Raw genomic sequence first — 23,049 nt, 5'->3', positions numbered from 1 at the left:
GGTCTAGCGCTCCAGCCGTTGACGGGCACGGGCACGCAGCGCCGCATAGAGCAGACCGGCCAGCAAGGCCACGCCCAGGGCGCTCAAGCCCAGCATCAACAGCGGGTGGCGAGCCAGTTGCCAGCGGACATAGAGCAGCGGCCCCAGGCTACCGACGTGATAGGTCTCGTCGGCCACCAGGCTCTGCACCTGCTGGCCACGCACCATGGCCAGGCTGCCCTGCAGCCCCTGGGCATAGTCTTCCCGGGTGGTGAGCGCGCGGCTGATGTCGGCCAGACCTTCGGGGTGGGCGGCGACCAGGGCCACCACGCTGCGACCGCTCCTGAGCGGCGATTCGAAGCCGGCGACGAAGGCCGTGCCGGCACTGCCACTGGCACTCAGGGCCGCGCGGCTGCGCGCCAGGCTGGCCGCGTTGTCACTGCTGAACCACTGGCGCACCTTGAACGCCAGGTCGGAAACCTCGAAGCGCTGGCTGTTGCCGGCGAAGCCGGCCGGCAACTGGGCGGCCCAGCGTTGCAGCAGCGGCTGGTCGGCGCCGCTGGCGATCAATAGCAGGTCCTTGTCGGCCAGACTCTCGACCTCGCCCGCGCGGGCCACGGTGACCGCGGTGGCGGGATAGCCGGTGGAACTGCCGAAGCGGCCGAGCACGTTCAGGTAGCTGTCGATCTCCGCCGCGCTGGGCGCATCGGGCAGGATCACCGCGGTTTCGCTCAGATCCGCCAGGCGGGTGAAGGGAAAGCCGCTGTCCTTGAACACGCCCAGATTGGGCAGGGCGATGAAGTGCCGATAGCCGGACAGATCCAGGGTCGAATCCGGTTCCAGGGTGCCGCGCATGTTGTCGATGATGACGTCGCGGCATTCACCCTGCTTGAGGTAGTCGTACATGAAGCGGAATTGCAGGCGGGCCTGCAGTGCCTCCCCATCCAGCGGCAGCCGCACCTCGGCCTCGCGGGGCAATTCCTCGTCCTTGATCAGACCCAGCAAGCCCTGGTCCAGGTGCTCCTGGGACGGCAGGGGGATGGACTGCACGAAGCGGTCGTTGAAGCTCACCAGCAGCGAGGAATTGGTCGCCACCGGCTGCGGGGTGTAGCGGTATCTGAGGTGCAGCGGCAACCCCTGGTTGCGCCAGAGGAACAGGTCCGGCGGCAGTCGCAGCGGCACGGTCACCGTTCCCGGCGCGTAGCCGGAGACGGCGAGCTCCTTGGGCGTCGCCAGCTCGCCCAGACGCACCGGTCGGTCGCTGGGCAGCCAGTTGGGCGCATCGTAGGGCTTGCGCGGTTGCAGCGCCTGCAGGGTCTCGATGGTCATGCCCTGGCCGGACAGGGTCTGGTGACCCAGGGCCACGGCGCTCGCTGCGCGCTTGAGTTCGTTGGCATCGCGCCCGGAGATCACCAGCAGCTGGCCCTGGGGATCGAAGGGGTTGACCAGGATGTCGACCCGCGCCGCCGCCGGTGCCGGCAGACTCAGGCCCAGGGTCTTGGCGCGCTCTTCGCTGGTGACCAGCACCACGGCATTGCCCTTGGCCGGCAAGGCGCTCTGGCTACTGGGAAAGCGGGCGCCGCGATAGCTGGCCAGGGCGCTGAACCAAGACGACAGGGTACCGGCGGCCTCCAGGGTGCCGTTGTCCGCCGCTCCGGCGATGACGAAGGGCAGCTCCAGCGGGCGGGCATCGCGGCGATCGAAGAACGGCTGCGGCAGGCGCGCCAGATCCGGCGCCAGGTCCAGGCGGTTGACCTGGATGTCCAGGCGGCTGCCGTTGCTCACCTTGGCCCAAAGACTGGAGTGCAGCGGGTCTTCGCACTGCATGGTGTAGTGGCCGATCAGCTGGATGCTCAGCCGGTTGAACTCGGTGATCAGCCGCGGCGGGATATCCACCACCCGGGTCTGGGGCGTGCCGGCGGTCTCCTTGGGCAGCGGAATGCTGGCGGCGACCTCGTCGTTGACCAGTACATTGAGCTGGGACAATTCCGGCAGCAGCGCCGGGGAATAGGTGTAGTTCAACGTCACCTTGGCGGCGCTGACGATCTCGTCGGCACGGATATCGAAGCTGACCCCGTCGCGACTGTCGATGCCGCGCAGATTGAAGGGATAGACCGCGCCGAGCTGCTTGAAGCTGTTGTCGTAGCCGCTGCCGGCCATGGCCACGGCTACCGGGGGTGCGCTCTGGGCCAGGGTGATGGCGGGTGCGGCACCCAGGGTGGCGAGCAGGAGCGGGGCGAGACGAAGCGACACGGTCATGGGCGGTCCAGGGAGGCGGAAGAGGAGGGCGCCGTGCGCCGGGAAGGTCGGCTCAGGCGCCAGACGTTGCGATTGAGATCGGCGATGCCGCGCAGGCCGATCAGACTGACCTCGCGCAGCGAGCCCAGCAGGGAGTCCGGGCGATGATTGCCCCAGGCCTCGGCCCAGAGATCGGCGCGGGAAAAGGTCATGCGCACCAGCTCGCGCTGTTCGGTGACGCTGAGCTCGGCGAAGCGGGTGCCCACCGCGCCGGCGCGGCTGAAGGCCACGGTGGCCGGGAAGCGGCGGCTGCGACCGTCGCGGCTGAGTTCCACCTCGACCGCGCTGCCCTCGGGCACCTGCACACCCTCGGGTAGCTGCAGGCCAACGCCGCTCTGGGAGAAGTCCAGGGTAGTGCACGCCAGGCGGCTGCCATCGGCGAGGACGAGTTCGGCCGGCAGGGCGGCGGCCACCCGCGGTTCGGCGCGTACCTGGCGCGTCTCGCTTGCCACGGCCACCGCAGCACTGGCGATCACCAGGTTGTAGAGGGTCCAGACCAGATTGATGGCCACCGTGGTCACCGCTTCGGGATCGCCGAAGAACAGCCGACCGATACCCACCCCCAGACCGAGCAGATTGAGTGCCAGCAGCACGATGTAGGGCCGTGCCAGCTCCCAGTCGAAGTAGTCGCGGGCGATGATGCCGCCCTTGTCGGTGACGTTGAACTTGCCCAGCCGCGGGTTGATCAGCGCCAGCAGCGTGGGTCTGAGGATGTACCAGGCCAGCACCGTCTCGTAGACCTCGTTCCAGAAGGAGTGGCGGAATTCGCCCTGGATGCGCGAGTTGGTCAGGTTGGAATGCAGCACATGGGGCAGCACATAGCAGGTGATCAGCAGTGCCGAGGCGTGAAAGATCTGCGCGCTGAACAGCAGATAGGCCAGTGGCGCGGTGAGGAACACCAGGCGCGGCAGACCATAGAAGAAGTGCAGCATGGCGTTGAGGTAGCAGAGCCGCTGGCCGAGGGCGAGGCCCTTGCCCAGCAGCGGATTGTCCATGCGAAAGATCTGCGCCATGCCGCGGGCCCAGCGGATGCGCTGGGCGATATGGCGCGACAGGCTTTCGGTGGCCAGACCGGCGGCCTGGGGAATGCCCAGGTAAGCGGTGTTGTAACCGAGCCGATTGAGCTTGAGCGCGGTGTGGGCGTCTTCGGTCACCGTCTCGGTGGCCACGCCGCCGACCTCTTCCAGCATGGTGCGCCGGATCACCGCGCAGGAGCCGCAGAAGAAGGTGGCGTTCCACAGGTCGTTGCCGTCCTGCACCAGCCCATAGAACAGTTCGCCCTCGTTGGGCACGGTGCGAAAGGTCTTGAGGTTCTTCTCGAAGGGATCCGGGGAAAAGAAGAAGTGCGGCGTCTGCAGCATGGCCAGCTGCGGATCCTTGAGGAACCAGCCCAGGCAGACCTGCAGGAAGGAGCGCGTCGGCACGTGGTCGGCATCGAAGATGGCGATGTACTCGCCATCGGTCACCTTGAGCGCCGCGTTGAGATTGCCGGCCTTGGCATGCTCGTTGTTCTCGCGCACCAGGTAGGAGACGCCAGCGGTCGCGCAGAAGTGGCGGAAGTCCTCGCGGCGGCCATCGTCGAGCACGTGCACCCGCAGCTTGTCGCGCGGCCAGTCGATGGCCTGGGCCGCCAGGATCGACAGCTTCACGATGCTCAGGGCTTCGTTGTAGGTGGGGATGAAGACGTCCACGGTGGGCCAGGCGGCCGGATCGGCCGGCAGCGGCACCGGTGTGCGGCGCAGCGGCCAGATGGTCTGCAGATAGCCGAACACCAGCACCGCCAGGGCATAGAGCTCGGCGGCCACCAGCCCGTAGCCGAGCACCATTTCCAGCGGCGTCTCGAAGCCCAGGGTGCTGGTCAGGCGCCAATAGAGGTAGCGCAGCGACGCCAGCAGCGACAAGAGGATCAGCGCGATCACCGGCAGCCGCCCGGGCAGCCGGCGCAGCAGCAGGGCCGCGACGAAGCAGCCGACGGCGAACAGCGCCTGCTCTTCCAGCGCCAGGGGTACGCTCACCAGCAGGGCGCCCAGCAGCGCGGCGGCCGTCCAAGCGAGCAGCTGCAGCCAGGCCGGCGCCACCGGCGTTGCGGGCGGGACGTCGGCACTGCGCGCCGCGCGGCGCTGGCGAATCTGATCCAGGCGGTCGAGAACGCTCATGGCTAGGAATGCGCCGCGTAACGCAAGGCCGGTCGCAGCTCGCCGAGCAATTCCCGGCCCAACTCGGCGAGGCCGTGCGCCCAGGCGTCCTGGACGCTGGCCAACCCCTGGCCCAAGGCCAGTGCCTGCTCCAGATCAGGACTTTCCGGCAGTACGCCGAGAAGGCGGTCGCCCCAGGAATGCGCCACGATGGCAGCGATGTCCTGACTCAGGGGACGTGCAGGATCGACCCGGTTGAGCAGGTGCAGCGGATGGACCTGGCCGGTGCAGTGCTGCCACTGGCGTTCGAGGCGCGGCAGACTGGCATAGCCGGTCGCATCCGCGGTCGTCACCCCGAGGACCCGGGTGGCCAGGGCCAGCGCCTGACGGGTCAAGGGCGTCGAGCCCGTGGGGCAGTCGAGGATCACCAGGGTGTCGGCGGGGACGTCGAGTGCCTGCAGGCGCCGCGTCAGCCACTGGGTGTCGGTGGCCAGCGCGCGTTCCAAAGCCTGCAGATCCAGGTCGTCGGGGGCGCCGAAGGGCACCAGGCGCAGGCGATCGTCCACCGCCAGGCAGGCGGAGAGCGGAGCCCTGATCGAGCCGGTGGTGGACGAGGCTTCCTGCAGCAACAGCGAAGACAGCACGTTCTGACTGTCCAGCTCCACCAGCAGCACCGCCTGGCCGCTGCGGCTCAGTGCCTGGGCCAGGCCTGCGGCGATGACCGTCTTGCCGGTCCCGCCCCGGGCCGAGGTCAGTGCCAGCACCGGACCGGCCAGTGCCGGTCGCGAGCGACTCAGCGCCTGATCCAGCGCAGCGACCGCCTGGCTGGCCTGGCGGCTGCTGTGCAGCTGCGCCAGCTCCCGCGACAGCGGCGGCAACTCGCCTGGCTCGGCCTGAACGGCAGGCTCGGCAAGCGCCCTGACCGCTTCGACCGGTGCGCGTGGGGACGGCAGCGGCGCAGCCGTCGAGACCGCCTCATGCAACTCCGCTTCGGGCGCCTCGAATTCCTGGTAGCGCTGGGGATCACCGCCGAAGGAGCGGAACAGATTGGCAATATCCAGCGAACGGACCATGGCTGATTCCGGGAGGTTGAGGGGCTGGGCGGATGCTTGACGTCAGATTAATGGCTAAAAGCCACCAGGCGTCATTTTTGCGAATACTGTCACGCGGGATTCGTGACGCACCAATTGAAAATGCGTATGCGGGCATTGCAGCGGAGCGAACGGATAGTTGCGCTATTCGCCTCTGTCTTGCGGCAATGGTTGGATGACCTCGATACCTCGTCAACGCCATGTCTGGTGCGGTTCGGACGAAAGGCGCGGCCTGGGGATGGGGCGGTCGAAGCGACGACGAATGTGGGGATGAGCGGTCGTTTCGGTGGCGAAGGGAGGATGCCGCAGGGTAAGAAAAAGGCCCGCGGGTACGGGCCTTTGTGCTTATTCCTCGTTGCGCGAACGGTAGGGCTGCGGCCGCGAGAGTTGCGGTCGGCCTTCCTGCTCTTCGAAGAAGTAGCGCAGATAGAGGTTGCCGTTGACGTCGCGCTCGTCCTGGGCATTGTCCATGCCCAGGCGACCGCCCAGGGCGAACTGCCCGCTGAGGCGGTATTCGCCGTTGGCCGAGAGGCTGTAGGCCACGCCGGTCTTGCTCTTGCTGCCATACTGGCCTTCGCCGGCGGCTTCCGCGGCCGCCTGCAGGGCGGCGTCGTCGGGATAGCGATCCGCGGCGTCCTGGCGAATGGTCTGCACGCCCAGCATGCCCTGCACCTGATAGGCCCAGAGATCGCCGCGCTGCGCCCACACCAGGGGCACGCCGATGGCGAAGTAGCGCTGTGGACTGAAGTAACCGCCATGACCGTAGGTCAGGTGGTTCTGATTGTTGTCGTAGCCGATCGCGGTGGCCGAAAGGCCCACGGTGAACAGGCTGTCCGGGCCATTGCGCAGATAGTAGTAGACGCCGGTGCCGATCTCGAAGCGGTCGTTGTTTTTGACGTCATGGCCGGTCAGGCGATGGGCCGCGCCGTAGATGTAGGAGCCGTAGCGCCCGTCGTCGTATCTCAGTCGCGCCAAGCCGCCATTGGCGGTGACGCCGCCCCACTCCTGGCCGGTGCGCGGATCGCGGATGCCGCCGTAGGAGGCCAGGGAGTCGGTCACCGAACGCCGCGACACGCTCAGGGCATAGAGCAGGTTCTCGCTGAGGCTGCTCAGCGGGCGTTCCAAGGTCGCGCCGCCCACCACGGTGCTGTATCTCAGGCCCACCGGCGAGACGCCGATATCGCCCTTGAGGCCGCGCCCGGCGTCTTCCACGGCGATGGATGCCGCCACGCCGTTTTCCTTCTGGCTGCCCTCGCTGCTGCTGTCGTTGATTCGCGTCGGGGTGACGCGCACGGCCAGGCGCTGGTCGCCGGCGGGGAAGGAGATCTCCAGCGGCGCGCTGACGGTGGTCTGACGCGAACTGCCGCTGGGATCGTAGCTGCGTACGCTCAGACCCTGGGTGATGCGGATGCTGCGCTCGCGCTGCAACTGGCCGAGTATCTGTTCGGTGGCCAGGCTGCTCGACAGGCTGCTGGTGGGCACCACGGACAGGTCGCTGAAGGGGTTGTTGGCAGCCTTCTGCGCCTGCAGCGGATCGCTCCAGGCGTAGTCGGCGCCGCCGGCGTTGCCACCCGCGGCGGCCGGAACGGCGGCCAGGGCGTCATCGCTGCGGGTCTGCCCGGGCAGGGTGGCGAAGGGATTGTCGCTGGCACCGGCGGCGCGGGCCGCGGATTCGCGATCCTTGCGCTCCACCTGCACCACCTGCTCCAGCAGGCCGGTCGCGGTACCGGCCATGCCGATGTCGCGATAGAGCAGGGCGGCGCGGCGCAGCACCTGGGGATCGCTCTGGCCGAGCTTGACCGCCTGATCCAGATACTGGCGGGCGGTGACGCTGTCCTGGGACTTGGCGGCGATCTCGGCGGCGCCCAGGTAGAGTTCGGCGTCCTTGGGCTGGTCGCTGAGCACGTCGCGATAGAGCTGGCGGGCCTTCTGGGTGTCGCCACTGGCCAGGTACATGCGCGCCAGGGCGGCCTGGGCGGCCTTGTCGTCGGGACGGGCCTTGAGCGCCGGGGCCAGGGTGTCGTAGGCGGCGGCCAGCTTGCCCTGATCGGTGAGGCGATCGGCCTGACGGATGCGATAGCGGGCGAGGAGATCGTCGTACTGTTGCTTCTCGCCACTGTCGAGTACCACGCCCTGCAGGTCGCGCAGGACGTTGCCCACGGTCTGGTCCTGGTTCAGCTGTAGCTGAATGCTGGCGTAGTGCAGCTGCATGGCGGGCGCCGGGCGGGTATCGCCGGAGATCATCGGCTTGAGCAGGGCCAGACCGTGTTCGGGATCGCCAGCGGTGGCGAAGGCCTCGGCCAGATCGCCGATCAGATCCGGATTGCGCCCGGCCCGGGCTTCCAGGCGCTGCATCAGGCTGCGCGCTTCCTCGCGGCGACCCTGCTTGGCCAGGGCCACGGTCTCGGCCAGTTGTTCGTTGAAGGTGAGGCGCGCGGCCAGGGCGTTCATATCCGGCGAACGCTGCGCCTGGGGAATGCGCATCAGGGTCTGCATGGCGCGCGGGTATTCACCCAGCTCGTTGGACAGCAGGGCGCTGGCATAAAGCACCTCGGGGCGCTGGGCGCCATCCTTGACCAGACTGTCCACCAGATCGCGGGCGGCGCGCGGCCGGCCCTGACGGACCTCCAGGCGGGCCTGGGCCAGGCGCAGCCAGGGATCTTCCGGGGCTTCCTTGCGGGCCTGTTCCAGCAGCCGCGAGGCGCCCTGCAGATCGCCCCGCGCCTCGGCGGCTTCGGCTTCCTGCATGGCCTGGCCAGCGCGCAGGCGATCCAGGCCCTTGACCTGATTCTTGGCGCTGGGCTGCAGATTCTTGGTCAATTGCAGGGCTTCTTCGGTGCGGCCCAGCTCGTTGAGCGCGGCGATGCGCCCGTAGTAGGCGTCGACGTTGGCCGGCTCGCGCATCAGCACCTGGCGGTAGGTGGCCTCGGCCAGTTCCCATTGGCGCTTCTGGCTCTGGATGCCGGCGAGGAACAGCTGCGCCTCGACCGCTTCGGGCTTCAGCCGAATGGCTTCCACGCTCAGATCCCGCGCCTGGTCCAGCTCGCGCTTGTTCTCGGCCGCATGGGCGCGTTCCAGCAGGTGGTGGTAGCGCGCCTCGTCCAGCGCCGGCTGCCAGGTCTTGCCACCCTTCTGCACGGCCTGGGTCAGCAACTGCTCGGCATCGGTCCAGCGCTGCTGCGCCAGCCGGGCACTGCCCAGCTTGCCCAGGGCGTCCGGATCCTGGGGCGTCTTCTTCAGCTGGGCTTCCAGCGCCTGGACGGCGGCCGCGGTCGGTGCGGCGTCGGCAGCGGCGGCCCAGGTCGCGTCGGCATGGATCAGCAGGGCGAGCAGACCAAGGGACAAGGTGAGGTGCTTGGGCATGGTTCTTTCCGTGAAGGCTGGTAGGCGTCGCTGCAGCACCTGGCGCAGAGCTGGAACGTTTTCGGCTATTAGGGAATAGCTGAACGCAAGCTGAACGGCAAATACAGCCGCGGATGATTCCCGACAGGCCGTGGCGAGTCAACCAAATCGCGCAGGCGAATGCCATGGCCAGGCCCCTCGGCGCTGGCCGCGCAGGGCCCGGCGACGCTATACTCTGCGGCTTTCCCACCGTCTTTCGCAGGCCGCCGACCATGACCGAGTCCGTCTCCGCCTACATGACCCGTCTTGGCCAGGCTGCCCGTGCCGCGTCGCGGGTCCTCGCTCGTACGTCCACTGGCCAGAAGAACCTGGCGTTGAGCGCCATTGCGGATGCCTTGGGCGAAGATCGCGAGGCGTTGGTCGCAGCCAATGCCGAGGATGTCGTCGCGGCCACAGCGGCGGGACTCGAGCCGGCCTTGCTGGACCGGCTGACGCTGACGCCGGCACGGATCGACGCGATGATCAACGGTCTCAAACAGGTTGCCGCCTTGCCCGATCCCGTGGGCGCCGTTCGCGACCTGAGCGCTCGGCCTTCCGGTATCCAGATCGGCAAGATGCGCGTGCCGCTGGGGGTCATCGGCATCATCTATGAATCTCGTCCCAACGTGACGATCGATGCGGCCAGTCTCTGCCTGAAGTCGGGCAACGCGACCATCCTGCGCGGCGGCTCGGAAGCCATTCGCTCCAATCGCGCCATCGCGGCCTGCATTCAGAAGGGCCTGGCGAAGGTCGGATTGCCCGCTGCCGCGGTCCAAGTGGTGGAGACCACCGACCGGGCTGCCGTCGGCGCCCTGATCACCATGCCGGAGTTTGTCGACGTCATCGTGCCGCGGGGTGGCAAGAATCTGATCGAGCGCATCAGCAACGATGCCCGCGTCCCGGTGATCAAGCACCTCGACGGTATCTGCCACGTCTATGTCGACGAGGCTGCTGACCTTGCCAAGGCCGAGTCCATTGCCTTCAACGCCAAGTGCTACCGCTATGGCATCTGCGGTGCCATGGAAACGCTGCTGGTCGATGCCAAGGTGGCTGAAACCTTCCTGCCGGCCATGGCGCGCCGCTTCGAAGAGAAGGGCGTGGAACTGCGGGGCTGCGAGCGTACGCGTGACCTGATCCAGGCCCTGCCCGCCACCGAGGCCGACTGGTCCACCGAATACCTGGCACCCATTCTGTCGATCCGCATCGTCGAGGGTCTGGACCAGGCAATCGAGCATATCAACCACTACGGCTCCCATCACACCGATGCGATCGTGACGGAAAATCTCGGCCGTTCGCGGCGCTTCCTCGCCGAAGTCGATTCCAGTTCGGTCATGGTCAATGCGCCGACCTGCTTCGCCGACGGCTTCGAATACGGCCTGGGCGCCGAGATCGGCATCTCCACCGACAAGCTCCACGCCCGCGGACCGGTGGGCCTGGAAGGACTGACCAGCGAGAAATACGTGGTCTTCGGCGACGGTCACGTCCGCAGCTGATGAGCAGCCTGCCCACCCGCATCGGCTTGTTCGGCGGTACCTTCGATCCCGTGCACATCGGCCACCTGCGCGCGGCGCTGGAGGTGGCCGAAGCCCTGGCGCTGGACGAGCTACGGCTGATTCCCAGCGCCCGGCCGCCCCATCGCGAGGCGCCCAGCGTCTCCGCCGAGGATCGCCTGGCGATGGTGCGCCTGGCAGTGGCCGACGTCGCGACCCTGGTGGTCGATGACCGGGAACTGCGCCGGACGCGCCACTCCTATACCATAGAGACCCTGGAAAGCCTGCGCGCCGAACTCGGCGATGAGGTGCAGCTGTTGCTCATGCTGGGCTGGGACGCCTTCTGCGGCCTGCCAGGCTGGCACCGCTGGCGCGAATTGCTGGAGCTGTGCCACATCCTGGTCCTGCAACGACCCGACGCCGACAGCGAGCCCTGCCAGGAATTGCGTGATTTCCTGGCGGCGCGCAGTCAGCCCGATCCCCAGGCCCTGAAGGGGCCGGGCGGGCAGATCACCTTTATCTGGCAGAACCCGCTCGCGGTGTCCGCCACCCAGATCCGCGGCCTCTTGGCTACCGGGAAGTCCATCCGCTTCCTGGTGCCCGATGCCGTGCTTGACTACATCCGGACGCACGGCCTCTATCCGGCGTCCTCCGAACCGAGGTAAGAGCTACACCATGCAAAGCGAACAACTCGTCCAGGTGGCCATCGCCGCCCTGGAAGACATGAAGGCCCAGGACATCATCTCCCTGGACGTGCGGGAAAAGACCAGCGTGACCGACATCATGGTCATCGCCAGCGGCACCTCCAGCCGCCACGTCAAGTCGCTGGCCGACAACGTGCTGGAAAAGGTCAAGCAGCAGGGCGTGCGTCCGCTGGGCAGCGAAGGCCTGGAAGGCGGCGAATGGGCGCTGCTGGACCTGGGCGACGTGGTCGTCCACGTGATGCTGCCGACCACCCGCGAGTTCTATGACCTCGAGCGCCTCTGGCGCGGTGCCGAGCAGAGCCGCGCCGCCCAAGGCGAATAAGTCCGGTGCGCCTGCGTCTCATCGCCGTCGGCTCGCGCATGCCGCGCTGGGTCGAGGAGGGCTGGCACGAGTACGTCAAGCGTCTACCGCCGGAACTGCCGCTGGAACTCGTCGAGATCCCACTGCAGACCCGCGGCAAGAACGCCGACGTCGCCCGGCTGATCCGCCAGGAGGGTGAGGCCATGCTGGCCAAGGTGCAGCCGGGCGAGCGCGTGGTGACCCTGGAGGTCACCGGCAAGCCCTGGAGCACCGAGCAATTGGCTGAAACACTCCAGCAGTGGCGCCTGGAGGCCCGGACCGTCAACCTCATGGTCGGCGGCCCCGAGGGCCTCGCGCCCGAGGTGCAGGCCCGCAGTGAACAGCGCTGGTCGCTCTCGCCGCTGACCCTGCCGCATCCGCTGGTGCGCATCCTCGTCGGTGAGCAGCTCTATCGCGCCTGGACCGTATTGGCCGGCCATCCGTATCACAAGTAGTCCGTACCTGCGATGTCGCAACCCATACGCCTCAAGGACCACGAGAAAGACGCCCAGCTCGTCCGCGCCCGCGTGACGATCGGGGCGGTCATCTTTCTCGCGCTCGCCTGCGTACTGGTGGCGCGCATGTACTACCTGCAGGTCATCCAGCACGACTACCATTCGACCCTGTCGGAAAACAACCGGGTCCATGTCCAGCCGATCCCGCCCACCCGGGGCCTGATCTACGACCGCAACGGCATCATCGTCGCCGACAACCGTCCCAGCTTCAGCCTGACCATCACCCGCGAGCGGGCCGACAACTGGCGACAGACCCTCGATACGCTGGTGCAGGTCCTGGGCCTGACCGAGGAAGACCGCGAGCTGTTCGAGAAGCGCATGAAACAGGGCCGGCGTCCCTTCGAGCCGGTGCCGGTACTGTTCGAGCTGACCGAGGAGCAGATCGCCAAGATCGCCGTCAACCAGTTCCGCCTGCCCGGGGTCGAGGTGACGGCGCAACTGGTGCGTCACTATCCCATGGGCGAGCATTTCGCCCATTCGGTGGGTTATGTCGGGCGGATCAACGAACAGGAGCTCAAGCGCCTGGATCCGGTCAACTACAGCGGTACCCACCACATCGGCAAGACCGGCGTGGAGCGCTTCTACGAGCCCGAGCTGCACGGTGAGGTAGGCTACGAAGAGGTGGAGACCAACGCCCGCGGCCGGGTGCTGCGGGTGCTCAATCGCACCGACCCCAAGCCGGGCAAGGACATCGTCCTGACCATCGATTCGCGCCTGCAGGCCGCCGCCGAAGCCGCCCTGGGTGGGCGCCGTGGCGCCATCGTCGCCATCCAGCCCAAGACCGGCGAGGTGCTGGCCATGGTCAGCCAGCCGAGCTACGACCCCAATCCCTTCGTCACCGGGATCAGCTTCAAGGAATATTCCGAGCTACGCGACTCCATCGATCGCCCGCTCTACAACCGGGTGCTGCGTGGCCTCTATCCGCCGGGGTCGACCATCAAGCCGGCGGTGGCCATCGCCGGTCTCGACAGCGGTGCCACCACGCCCCAGGCGCGGGTCTTCGATCCGGGCTACTACGAGTTGCCCAACTACGATCACAAGTACCGTAACTGGAACCATGGTGGCGACGGCTACGTGGATCTGGACATGGCGCTGATGAGATCCAACGACACCTATTTCTACGATCTTGCGCACAAGATCGGCATCGATCGGCTTTCCGAGTACATGGGCAAGTTCGGCCTCGGGCAAAAGGTCGCCCTGGACATGTTCGAAGAGGCACCGGGCCTGATGCCCTCGCGCCAGTGGAAGCGTGCCACCCGCCGCCAGGCCTGGTTCCCCGGCGAGACGCTGATCCTCGGTATCGGCCAGGGCTACATGCAGACCACGCCGCTGCAGCTGGCCCAGGTCACCACCCTGATCGCCAACCATGGCAAATGGATCCGCCCGCACCTGGCCAAGAGCCTCGATGGCCAGCCGCCGGTGGACAGCAATCCCATGCCCGACATCGAGCTCAGGGACCCGACCTACTGGGACAGGGCCGTCCACGGCATGGAAATGGTGGTGCAGAATCCGCGCGGCACCGCGCACAAGATCAACGTCGGTGCCCAGTACCGCATCGCCGGCAAGAGCGGTACGGCCCAGGTGGTCGCCATTCGCCAGAACGAAAAGTACAACTCGGCGGCGCTCAAGGAGCGGCATCGCGACCACGCCCTGTTCGTCGCCTTCGCCCCGGCCGACAATCCGCAGATCGCCGTGGCGGTGATGGTCGAGAACGGCGAGTCGGGCAGCGGCGTGGCCGCCCCGGTGGTGCGTCAGGTGCTCGACGCCTGGCTGCTCGATGAGCAGGGCCATCTCAAGGCCGAGTACGCCAAGCCGACCACCGCCGGGGCCACCGCCGCCGCGACCAAGGTGCAGCCATGAGTCTCGCTCCCAACTTCGATCGCACCATTCCCGAAGGGGACGTGATGAAGCGGCGGGCTACCCTGCTGCAGCGCCTGCACATCGACGGTCCTCTGCTGATCCTGCTGCTGATGCTGGGCGCGACCGGCCTGTTCGTCCTCTATTCCGCCGGTGGGCGCAATCTCGACCTGCTGTTCAAGCAGGCCAGCTCCTTTGGTCTCGGCCTGGTGGCCATGGCCGTCGTCGCCCAGCTCGAACCGCGCTTCATGGCGCGCTGGGTACCCCTGGGCTATGTGGTCGGCGTGGCCTTGCTGGTGGTGGTGGACGTCATGGGCCACAACGCCATGGGCGCGACCCGCTGGATCAACATTCCCGGGGTCATCCGCTTCCAGCCGTCGGAATTCATGAAGCTCTTGATGCCCATGATGATGGCCTGGTACCTGTCCAAGCGCAGTCTGCCGCCGAACTTCAAGCACAGCCTGATCAGCCTGTCGCTGGTGGTGGTGCCCTTCGTGCTGATCCTCGATCAGCCCGACCTCGGTACCGCCATGCTGGTGCTGGCCTCGGGCGGCTTCGTGCTGTTCGTCGGCGGCCTGCAGTGGCGCTGGCTGATCGGCGCGGTGAGCGCCGCGGTGCCCTTGGCGGTGGCCATGTGGTTCTTCGTGCTGCACGACTACCAGAAACGCCGCGTGCTGACCTTCCTCGATCCGGAAATGGATCCGCTGGGCGCCGGCTGGAACATCATCCAGTCCAAGGCCGCCATCGGCTCGGGCGGGGTGTTCGGCAAGGGCTGGCTGCTGGGTACCCAGTCTCATCTGGATTTTTTGCCGGAAAGTCACACGGACTTTATCATTGCCGTCCTCGGCGAAGAGTTCGGCATGGTCGGTGTCTGCCTGCTGCTGGTGCTCTATCTGCTGCTCATCGGTCGCGGCCTGACCATCACCGTGCAGGCCCAGACGTTGTTCGGCAAATTGCTCGCCGGCGGCGTGACCATGACCTTCTTCGTCTATGTCTTCGTCAACATCGGCATGGTCAGCGGCCTCCTGCCCGTGGTGGGTGTCCCGCTGCCATTCATCAGTTATGGCGGCACCTCGGTGGTCACCTTGCTCACCGGGTTCGGAGTTTTGATGTCGATCCACACGCACCGCAAGTGGATCGCCCAGGTTTAACACGCAACAAAGAAGGGTTAGATGCCGACAATGGGATGGATGCGTCGCTGCTTGCAGAGCCTCGGGCTCGCCACGGCGATGGGCGTGACGACCGGTGTCGTCGCGGGTGACTACGACACGGCACCGCTGACGCGCGACTTCATCGCCGAGATGAGTCAGAGCTATGGCTTCGCCCCGGAACAGTTGCAGGCGCTGTTCGGCGAGGTCGAGCGCAAGCAGGCCATCCTCGACGCCATCTCGCGGCCGGCCGAGCGGGTCAAGCCCTGGAGCGAATACCGCCCCATCTTCATCACCGATCGGCGCATCGCCCAGGGTGTCGACTTCTGGAAGACCCACGAAGAGGCGCTGGCCCGCGCCGAGCGCGAATACGACGTGCCGGCCCAGTTCATCGTCGCCATCATCGGCGTGGAAACCTTCTACGGTCGCAATACCGGCAACTACCGGGTGCTGGATGCGCTCTCGACCCTGGCCTTCGACTATCCGCCGCGCGCGCCCTTCTTCCGCAGCCAGCTGCGTGAATTCCTGCTGCTCGCCCGCGAGCAGCAGGTCGATCCGCTCAGCCTGACCGGTTCCTATGCCGGGGCCATGGGCCTGCCGCAATTCATGCCGGGCAGCTTCCGCGCCTATGCGGTGGACTTCGATGGCGACGGCCACATCAACATCTGGTCCGATCCCACCGACGCCATCGGCAGCGTGGCCAACTACTTCAAGCGCCACGGTTGGTCCGGCCGCGGGCCGACCGCCATTCGCGCGCAGGTCAGCGGCGAGCGGGCGGAGGAGGGCGTGGTGGCCGGGATCGAGCCGGTCAAGAGCGTCGCCGAGCTGCGTGCCCTGGGCTGGAACGCTCAAGACCCTGCCCTGCGTGACGATTTGCGTGTAACCTCGTTCCGCCTCGACGGAGACAAGGGACCGGAGTACTGGATGGGCCTGCCCAATTTTTACGCCATTACCCGATACAACCGCAGCGTCATGTACGCCATGGCGGTGACCGATCTGGCGAACGCCATCGCCGAGCGCCATGCCGCCGAGGGCGTCAAGCCGTGATGCGTCTGACTGCCCTGGCGCGCCTGGCCGGCTGCCTGGGTCTCGGCCTGTTGCTGGTGAGTTGTTCCAGCCAGGCGCCCAAGCCGACCAGCAAGGGTGTGGCCGGGCCGGGTGGCTACCTGCGTCCGCACCGTGACGGTGCGCCCTGGTGGGACGTGGACGTCAGCCGCATTCCCGACGCCGTGCCCATGCCCTACAACGGGCCGCTGAAGAACAATCCCTACACCGTGCTGGGCAAGACCTATTTCCCGCTGACCGACTCGCGCAACTACCGCGTGACCGGCACCGCCTCCTGGTACGGCACCAAGTTCCACGGCCAGGCCACCGCCAACGGCGAGACCTACGACCTCTATGGCATGACCGCGGCGCACAAGACCCTGCCGCTGCCCAGCTACGTGCGCGTCACCAACCTGGACAACGGGCGTAGCGTCATCCTGCGCGTCAACGACCGCGGACCTTTCTATTCCGACCGGGTCATCGACCTGTCCTTCGCCGCCGCCAAGAAGCTCGGCTACGCCGAGACCGGTACCGCCCGGGTCAGCGTCGAGGGCATAGATCCGCAGCAGTACTGGGCCCAGCGTGGCCAGGCGGTGCCCATGGTGCTGGCCCAGCCGCGCCAGGCACCGGTGGCCCAGAAGACCACCGAGACCCAGACCTTCGGCGCCATCGAGACCTATACGCCACCGGTCAACCAGCACGCCGAGCCGGTGACGCCCGCTGCCGTCGACGCAAAAAAAAACGTTTCTGCCCCAGCCGCTGGGCTCTATCTGCAGGTGGCGGCCTTCGCCAATCCGGACGCTGCGGAATTGCTCAAGGACAAGCTCAGCGACCTGACCGGTGCCCCGGTGTTCATCAGTTCGACGGTGCGCAACCAGCAGACCTTGCATCGGGTCCGCCTCGGACCGGTCCAGCCGGCTGAGGTCTCCCAGCTCCAGAACAGCGTACGCGTGGCCCGCCTGGGTCAGGCGTCTCTCGTGCAACCGGATTGAAGCAGGGATGCTTCATGACGCCCAGTCGCCGGCCCCGGCCGTCGTGATCCCCCTCGCGGGGATCGACGTGGACCGTGCGGTCTGGGTCCGCTGCTCCTGCCATACCCCAACCTTTCAGAGATTCGGATGACAATCGCAAAACTCGCTCGACGCCTGCTCCTCCTAGTAACGATCGCCTGTGTCCCGGCCGTCTGGGCGGCCGAGACCATGGTCCCGGCGGCGCCCCAGCTGGCCGCCAAGGCCTGGATTCTCATGGACGCCAACAGCGGCGCCGTGCTCACCGAATCCAACTCCGACCAGCGCCTGCCGCCGGCCAGCCTGACCAAGCTGATGACCGCCTACATCGCCACCCTGGAAATCAACCGGGGTCGCATCAAGGAATCGGACATGGTCACCGTCAGCGAGCACGCCTGGCGTACCGGCGGTTCACGGATGTTCATCAAGGTCGGCACCCAGGTGTCGGTCGGTGACCTGCTGCATGGCATCATCATCCAGTCCGGCAACGACGCCAGCGTCGCCCTGGCCGAGCACATCGCCGGCAGCGAAGACGCCTTCGCCGACATGATGAACACCACCGCGCAGAAGCTGGGTATGCAGAACACCCACTTCATGGACGCCACCGGCCTGCCGGATCCGAACCACTATTCCTCGGCCCATGACATGGCCATCCTGGCGCGCGCCATCATCAACGCCGATGCCCAGCACTACGCCATCTACTCCCAGAAGGAATTCTTCTGGAACAACATCAAGCAGCCCAACCGCAACCTGCTGCTGTGGCGCGACAAGACCGTCGACGGCCTGAAGACTGGCCACACCGACGAAGCCGGCTACTGCCTGGTGGCCTCGGCCGTTCGCGATGGCATGCGCCTGGTCGCCGTGGTGTTCGGCACCAACAGCGAACAGGCCCGTGCCGCCGAGACCCAGAAGCTGCTGACCTACGGCTTCCGCTTCTTCGAGACCCAGTCCTTCTACAAGAAGGGCACCGAACTGGCCAAGGCGCCGGTGTGGAAGGGCGACGCTCGTGAGGTCCAGGCCGGTCTGGCCAACGACCTGACCATGACCCTGCCGCGTGGCCAGGCCAAGAAGCTGCATGCCGAGATGGTGCTCAATCCGCAGCTGACCGCTCCCATCGCCCAGGGCCAGGTGATCGGCAAGGTCGAGGTGAAGCTGGATGACAAGGTGGTGCACACCGCCGACCTGGTCGCCTTGCAGCCGGTCGAGGAGGGTGGCCTCTTCCGTCGCCTGTGGGATAGCATTCGCCTGTTCTTCTACGGATTGTTCAACTGATCCGTTGTCCTGGAAAGGCCCGCGCTCGCGGGCCTTTCACCCCCTGCCGACAGTGGTCGGCCTGGAAGTCCGCATGACCGAAGACGTACAACCCCCCAAGATCGAATTTCCCTGCCCGCGCTATCCCATCAAGGTGATCGGCGATGCCGGTGCCGATTTCGCCGAGCTGGTGCTCGACATCGTCCAGCGCCATGCGCCGGATCTGGATCGCGGCACCCTGGTGAGCCGTGACAGCCGCAACGGCCGCTTCCTCTCGGTGCAGGTGCTCATCACCGCCACCGGCGTGGACCAGTTGCAGGCCATCCACCAGGACCTGCGCGCCACCGGCCGCGTGCACATGGTGATCTGATGAACGCTCCCGCCCCGGCCAGCCTGGGCGTGCGCCGCTGGGGCCTGCGGCCCTACGCGGCGACCCTGGAGGCCATGCGTCGCTTCACCGACGAGCGCGGCCCGGCCACCTCCGACGAACTCTGGCTGCTGCAGCACCCCGCGGTCTTCACCCAGGGGCAGGCCGGCAAGCCCGAGCACCTGCTCGCCGTGGGCGACATTCCGGTGGTGCAGGTCGATCGCGGCGGCCAGGTCACGTACCATGGACCCGGTCAGCTCATCGCCTATGTGCTGCTGGATGTTCGCCGCAAGGGCCTGGGCGTGAGAGAATTGGTCAGCGCCATGGAAGACAGCCTGATCGCGCTGCTCGCCGATTGGGGTGTGCAGGCCGAGGCCCGGGCCGATGCGCCGGGTGTCTATGTGGATGGCGCCAAGATCGCCTCCCTGGGGCTGCGCATCCGCAATGGGCGTTCCTTCCATGGACTGGCGCTCAACGTTGACATGGATCTGGCGCCCTTCCGCCGGATCAACCCCTGCGGTTATGCCGGCCTGGCCATGACCCAGCTCCGCGATCTGGTGACCGGGCCACTAGCTTTCGACGAGGTCCGCGAGTCTCTGGTGCGTCACCTGAGTCTGCGCCTGGGCTACCCCGAACCGATCACCCTGGAATCGGATTGACATGACCACTACAGTACAAGACAGCGTCCAGACCCTTACCCCGCCCGCCCGCCCCAACAAGGTGGAAGCCGGCGTCAAGTTGCGCGGCGCCGAAAAGGTCGCGCGCATCCCGGTAAAGATCATTCCCACCGAGGAGCTGCCGCGCAAGCCGGACTGGATCCGCGTACGCATCCCGGTCACCCCCGAGGTCGAGCGCATCAAGCAGCTGCTGCGCAAGCACAAGCTGCACAGCGTCTGCGAAGAGGCCTCCTGCCCCAACCTGGGCGAGTGCTTCTCCGGCGGCACCGCCACCTTCATGATCATGGGTGACATCTGCACCCGGCGCTGCCCCTTCTGCGACGTCGGCCACGGCCGACCGAAGCCGTTGGACGTGGACGAGCCGAAGAACCTGGCAGTGGCCATCGCCGACCTGGGCCTCAAGTACGTGGTGATCACCTCGGTGGACCGCGACGACCTGCGCGACGGCGGTGCCCAGCACTTCGTCGACTGCCTGCGCGAGATCCGCAAGCTGACCCCCGGCATTCAGCTGGAGACCCTGGTGCCCGACTACCGCGGCCGCATGGACGTTGCCCTGGCGATCACCGAGCAGGAGCCGCCGGATGTCTTCAACCACAACCTGGAGACCGTCCCGCGCCTGTACAAGGCCGCGCGTCCGGGTTCGGACTTCGAGTGGTCGCTGGACCTGCTGCAAAACTTCAAGAAGCGCGTGCCCCACGTGCCGACCAAGTCCGGCCTGATGCTGGGCCTGGGCGAGACCGACGAGGAAGTCATCGAGGTCATGCAGCGCATGCGCGAGCACGAGATCGACATGCTGACCCTCGGCCAGTACCTGCAGCCCTCGCGCAACCACCTGCCGGTGCAGCGCTTCGTCCACCCGGATACCTTCGCCTGGTATGCCGAGGAAGGCGCCAAGATGGGCTTCAAGAACGTCGCGTCCGGTCCGCTGGTGCGCTCGTCCTACCACGCCGACCAGCAGGCCCACGGCACCAAGATCAACTGATCCTGGCGTCGTCATGGAAAAGGGCAGCCCAGTGGCTGCCCTTTTCCATTGCGGAGATGAACCCCTCACCCCGACCCTCTCCCTTTGGGAGAGGGTCGGGGTGAGGGCGCGCGTTATCAGCCGCGCAGCACACCATCCACCAACGCCTTGGCTTCTTCCTGGATGCGGCCCAGGTGGGCTTCGCCCTCGAAGCTTTCCGCGTAGATCTTGTAGACGTCCTCGGTGCCCGAGGGACGGGCAGCGAACCAGCCGTTCTCGGTGACCACCTTGAGGCCACCGATGGCGGCGCCATTGCCGGGGGCTTCGGTAAGGATGGCGGTGATCGGCTGGCCGGCGAGCTCCTTGGCGGTGACCTGGGCGGCGGACAGCTTGCCGAGACGAGCCTTCTGCTCGCGGTCGGCGGCGGCGTCGATGCGCTGGTAGACCGGGGCGCCGAAGCGTTCGGTCAGCGCCTGGTAGCGCTCGCCCGGGTCCTTGCCGGTCACGGCGGTGATCTCCGCGGCCAGCAGGCCGAGGATGAGGCCGTCCTTGTCGGTGGACCAGGCGCCGCCGGCCTTGCGCAGGAAGGACGCGCCGGCGGACTCCTCGCCACCGAAGCCCAGGCTGCCGTCCAGCAGACCGTCGACGAACCACTTGAAGCCCACCGGCACTTCCACCACCTGGCGGCCAATGCCCTGGGCCACGCGGTCGATCATCGACGAAGACACCAGGGTCTTGCCGATGCCGGCCTGCTGGCTCCACTGCGGACGATGGGTGAAGAGGTATTCGATGGCCACCGCCAGGTAGTGGTTGGGATTGAGCAGGCCCACCGAGCGGGCGACGATGCCGTGGCGGTCGTGATCGGTGTCGCAGGCGAAGGAGACGTCGAATCTGTCCTTGTTCTCGATCAGGCCGGCCATGGCGTGGGGCGAGCTGCAGTCCATGCGGATCTTGCCGTCCCAGTCCAAACGCATGAAGCGGAAGGTCTGATCGACACGGGTCGACAGCACTTCCAGCGGCAGGCCATAGCGCTCGGCGATGCGCGGCCAGTAGTGCACCCCGGCGCCGCCTAGGGGATCGACGCCAAAGGTCAGGCCGGAGCCGCGGATGGCGTCCAGGTCGATGACCTGGCCCAGGCCGCCGACATAGCTGTCGAGGAAATCGAATCTCTGGGTGGTGGCGGCCTTGAGCGCCTGGCGGTAATCCATCCGCTTGACGCCGTCGAGACCGGCCACCAGCAGGGCATTGGCGCGGTCCTGAATACTCTTGGTGACGTTGGTGTCGGCCGGGCCGCCATTGGTGGGGTTGTACTTGAAGCCGCCATCGGCCGGCGGGTTGTGCGACGGGGTGATGACGATGCCGTCAGCCAGGCCCGAGCTGCGGCCGGCGTTGTATTCGAGGATGGCGTTGGACAGCGCCGGGGTGGGGGTGTAACCCGGTTCGCCGTTGGTCTCGGCGCAGCCGGCGTCGATACGGACGTCCACGCCGTTGGCGGCCAGGACTTCCAGGGCGGAGATGAAGGCCGGCTCGGACAGCGCATGGGTGTCCATGCCCATGAACAGCGGACCGTCGACGCCCTGAGCCTGGCGGTATTCGCAGATGGCCTGGGTGATGGCGAGGATGTGCCACTCGTTGAAGCTGCCCTTGAGCGAGGAGCCACGGTGCCCGGAGGTGCCGAAGGCCACCTGCTGACCCGGATCGCTGGGGTCGGGGCGATCGCTGTAGTAGCGTGCCACCAGGCGCGGCAGATGGGTCAGGGTGTTCTCGTCGGGGAGGCGTCCTGCATTGGGAGCGAGCGTCATGAAAGCGTCCTGTATACGTCGGAAAAGGGCAACGGTCGGGCACGGGGCCGGGTCTGAAGGCTAACCGCTGTGCGGCGACCGTTCAGCTACGCCCATAGACCGTGACGCCCGCCGAAGGTGCAGCCTACACCGGCTGGGCCAGGCTGCACTGTGATGACGGGCTCAGCCAAGATAGCCCAAGCGCAGCAGATAATGCAGGACGGCGTAGGCACCCAACAGCAGCAACCCCCCAAAGAACAACCGGCGGAACAACTGCTCGTCGAGTCCCTGACGCACGCACTGGCCCACCCACATGCCCAGGAGGGCCGGCAGCAGCAGCAGGCTGGAGGCGCCCAGGCGTTCTATGGCCAGCGCGTCCTGCCACCAGAGGCCGATCAGCAGCGCCAGGGTGGCCACGGTGAAGGTCAGGCCCAAGGCCTCGATCAGCCGTTCCTTGTCCAGGGCCAGGCTTTGCAGGTAGGGCACCGCCGGCAGCACGAAGACCCCGGTCATGCCGGTGATCAGACCGGTGACGAAGCCCACCAGGGTCGCGATCTTGCCCTCGTGGCGGCCCGGCACGGGCAGTCGCCAGCCGGTCCAGCCGATCAGGCCATAGGCGACCAGCACCGCACCGAGCGCGGCGGCGAGTCCGGCGCTATCGCTCCCGGTCAGCAGCGGGATGCTGAGCAGGGTGCCCGGCACCAGTGCCAGTTGCAGCGGCAACAGGCGTTTGACGCTCTGCCAGGGCGCGGGGCCGGCGCAGAATTGCCAGACATTGGTGAGCAGGGACGGGATCAACAGCAGGGCAGCGGCTTCGGCCGGGGTCATCAGCAGCGCCAGCAGACTCATGGCGACGGTGGGCAGGCCCAGGCCGAGCACACCCTTGGTCAGTCCCGCCAGCACGAAGATCAGGATACAGAGCAGCAGGGTCATGGTCGTCTCCTCGGGTGGAGGCGTTACCATGGGCTCCAGGACCCTGGGTGAGAAGCCGGGATTGGCGAAGGCTGCCTAAGGTCCATACAG

At 66.9% G+C, this 23,049-nt stretch carries 18 protein-coding genes; 12 read left to right on the top strand and 6 right to left on the bottom strand.

All coding sequences use genetic code 11. From position 1 onward, the window contains the following. Positions 1-3: 3 nt before the first annotated feature. The 4 genes from bcsB to LRS53_RS17185 all read right to left on the bottom strand — a co-directional run bounded on the left by bcsB (position 4) and on the right by LRS53_RS17185 (position 8,866). A complete protein-coding gene (gene bcsB, locus LRS53_RS17200; protein WP_231356697.1) occupies positions 4-2,238 on the bottom strand; it encodes a cellulose biosynthesis cyclic di-GMP-binding regulatory protein BcsB in 2,235 nt (744 codons plus the stop codon). Continuing rightward, positions 2,235-4,433 (bottom strand): UDP-forming cellulose synthase catalytic subunit, encoded by a 2,199-nt coding sequence (gene bcsA, locus LRS53_RS17195; RefSeq protein WP_231356696.1) that lies wholly within the window; start codon positions 4,431-4,433, stop codon positions 2,235-2,237. The genes bcsB and bcsA overlap by 4 nt, the downstream gene beginning before the upstream one ends. A 2-nt stretch (positions 4,434-4,435) precedes the next feature. Next, positions 4,436-5,485, bottom strand: coding sequence for a cellulose synthase operon protein YhjQ/BcsQ (locus LRS53_RS17190; protein WP_231356695.1), 1,050 nt, complete (start codon positions 5,483-5,485; stop codon positions 4,436-4,438). Positions 5,486-5,848: 363 nt separating this feature from the next. Next, a complete protein-coding gene (locus tag LRS53_RS17185; RefSeq protein WP_231356694.1) occupies positions 5,849-8,866 on the bottom strand; it encodes a cellulose biosynthesis protein BcsC in 3,018 nt (1,005 codons plus the stop codon). 251 nt (positions 8,867-9,117) lie between these two features. On the opposite strand from LRS53_RS17185, the gene LRS53_RS17180 reads away from it, so the two are divergent. The 12 genes from LRS53_RS17180 (at position 9,118) to lipA (ending at position 20,266) form a co-directional block, all read left to right on the top strand. Next, positions 9,118-10,377: a glutamate-5-semialdehyde dehydrogenase gene (locus LRS53_RS17180; RefSeq protein ID WP_026084015.1), complete on the top strand. Its 1,260-nt coding sequence runs from the start codon at positions 9,118-9,120 to the stop codon at positions 10,375-10,377. Beyond that, a complete protein-coding gene (gene nadD / locus LRS53_RS17175; protein ID WP_017642517.1) occupies positions 10,377-11,039 on the top strand; it encodes a nicotinate-nucleotide adenylyltransferase in 663 nt (220 codons plus the stop codon). The genes LRS53_RS17180 and nadD overlap by 1 nt, the downstream gene beginning before the upstream one ends. A gap of 10 nt (positions 11,040-11,049) precedes the next feature. Continuing rightward, the gene (gene rsfS / locus LRS53_RS17170; RefSeq protein ID WP_017642516.1) at positions 11,050-11,400 is read left to right on the top strand and encodes a ribosome silencing factor; all 351 of its coding nucleotides are present in this window, start codon (positions 11,050-11,052) and stop codon (positions 11,398-11,400) included. A 5-nt stretch (positions 11,401-11,405) separates the two neighbouring features. After that, positions 11,406-11,873 (top strand): 23S rRNA (pseudouridine(1915)-N(3))-methyltransferase RlmH, encoded by a 468-nt coding sequence (gene rlmH / locus LRS53_RS17165; protein WP_007159668.1) that lies wholly within the window; start codon positions 11,406-11,408, stop codon positions 11,871-11,873. Between the two features lie 12 nt (positions 11,874-11,885). Next, the gene (gene mrdA, locus LRS53_RS17160; protein ID WP_231356693.1) at positions 11,886-13,793 is read left to right on the top strand and encodes a penicillin-binding protein 2; all 1,908 of its coding nucleotides are present in this window, start codon (positions 11,886-11,888) and stop codon (positions 13,791-13,793) included. Positions 13,794-13,837: 44 nt separating this feature from the next. Then, entirely contained in the window at positions 13,838-14,941 is a 1,104-nt protein-coding gene (rodA, locus tag LRS53_RS17155) for a rod shape-determining protein RodA (RefSeq protein ID WP_085984320.1), read from the top strand. A gap of 30 nt (positions 14,942-14,971) precedes the next feature. Continuing rightward, positions 14,972-15,985 carry a lytic murein transglycosylase B gene (gene mltB, locus LRS53_RS17150; protein ID WP_442968532.1) on the top strand — a complete coding sequence of 338 codons (1,014 nt, stop codon included), beginning with the start codon at positions 14,972-14,974 and terminating at the stop codon, positions 15,983-15,985. Further along, positions 15,985-16,974, top strand: coding sequence for a septal ring lytic transglycosylase RlpA family protein (locus tag LRS53_RS17145; RefSeq protein WP_231356818.1), 990 nt, complete (start codon positions 15,985-15,987; stop codon positions 16,972-16,974). The genes mltB and LRS53_RS17145 overlap by 1 nt, the downstream gene beginning before the upstream one ends. Before the next feature lie 126 nt (positions 16,975-17,100). After that, positions 17,101-18,261, top strand: a complete 1,161-nt coding sequence (locus LRS53_RS17140) for a D-alanyl-D-alanine carboxypeptidase family protein (RefSeq protein ID WP_026084012.1) — start codon at positions 17,101-17,103, stop codon at positions 18,259-18,261. Between the two features lie 73 nt (positions 18,262-18,334). Further along, a complete protein-coding gene (locus LRS53_RS17135; RefSeq protein WP_017642511.1) occupies positions 18,335-18,610 on the top strand; it encodes a DUF493 domain-containing protein in 276 nt (91 codons plus the stop codon). Further along, entirely contained in the window at positions 18,610-19,266 is a 657-nt protein-coding gene (gene lipB, locus LRS53_RS17130) for a lipoyl(octanoyl) transferase LipB (protein ID WP_231356692.1), read from the top strand. Before LRS53_RS17135 ends, lipB begins: the two co-directional genes overlap by 1 nt. Before the next feature lies 1 nt (position 19,267). Continuing rightward, positions 19,268-20,266, top strand: a complete 999-nt coding sequence (gene lipA / locus LRS53_RS17125; protein ID WP_017642509.1) for a lipoyl synthase — start codon at positions 19,268-19,270, stop codon at positions 20,264-20,266. 116 nt (positions 20,267-20,382) lie between these two features. Here the strand turns inward: lipA and pgm are convergent, their stop codons facing one another. Together pgm and LRS53_RS17115 are read right to left on the bottom strand one after the other, a co-directional pair. Next, positions 20,383-22,047 (bottom strand): phosphoglucomutase (alpha-D-glucose-1,6-bisphosphate-dependent), encoded by a 1,665-nt coding sequence (pgm, locus tag LRS53_RS17120; protein WP_231356691.1) that lies wholly within the window; start codon positions 22,045-22,047, stop codon positions 20,383-20,385. A 162-nt stretch (positions 22,048-22,209) separates the two neighbouring features. After that, entirely contained in the window at positions 22,210-22,959 is a 750-nt protein-coding gene (locus LRS53_RS17115) for a sulfite exporter TauE/SafE family protein (RefSeq protein WP_231356690.1), read from the bottom strand. Positions 22,960-23,049: the final 90 nt, after the last annotated feature.

It is taken from the genome of Pseudomonas sp. PLB05, assembly GCF_021106615.1.
In the GTDB taxonomy this organism is placed as follows: Bacteria; Pseudomonadota; Gammaproteobacteria; order Pseudomonadales; family Pseudomonadaceae; genus Chryseomonas; species Chryseomonas benzopyrenica.
The sequence above is the reverse complement of the archived record's forward strand: the minus strand, read 5'-3'. Positions and strand labels throughout refer to the sequence as shown.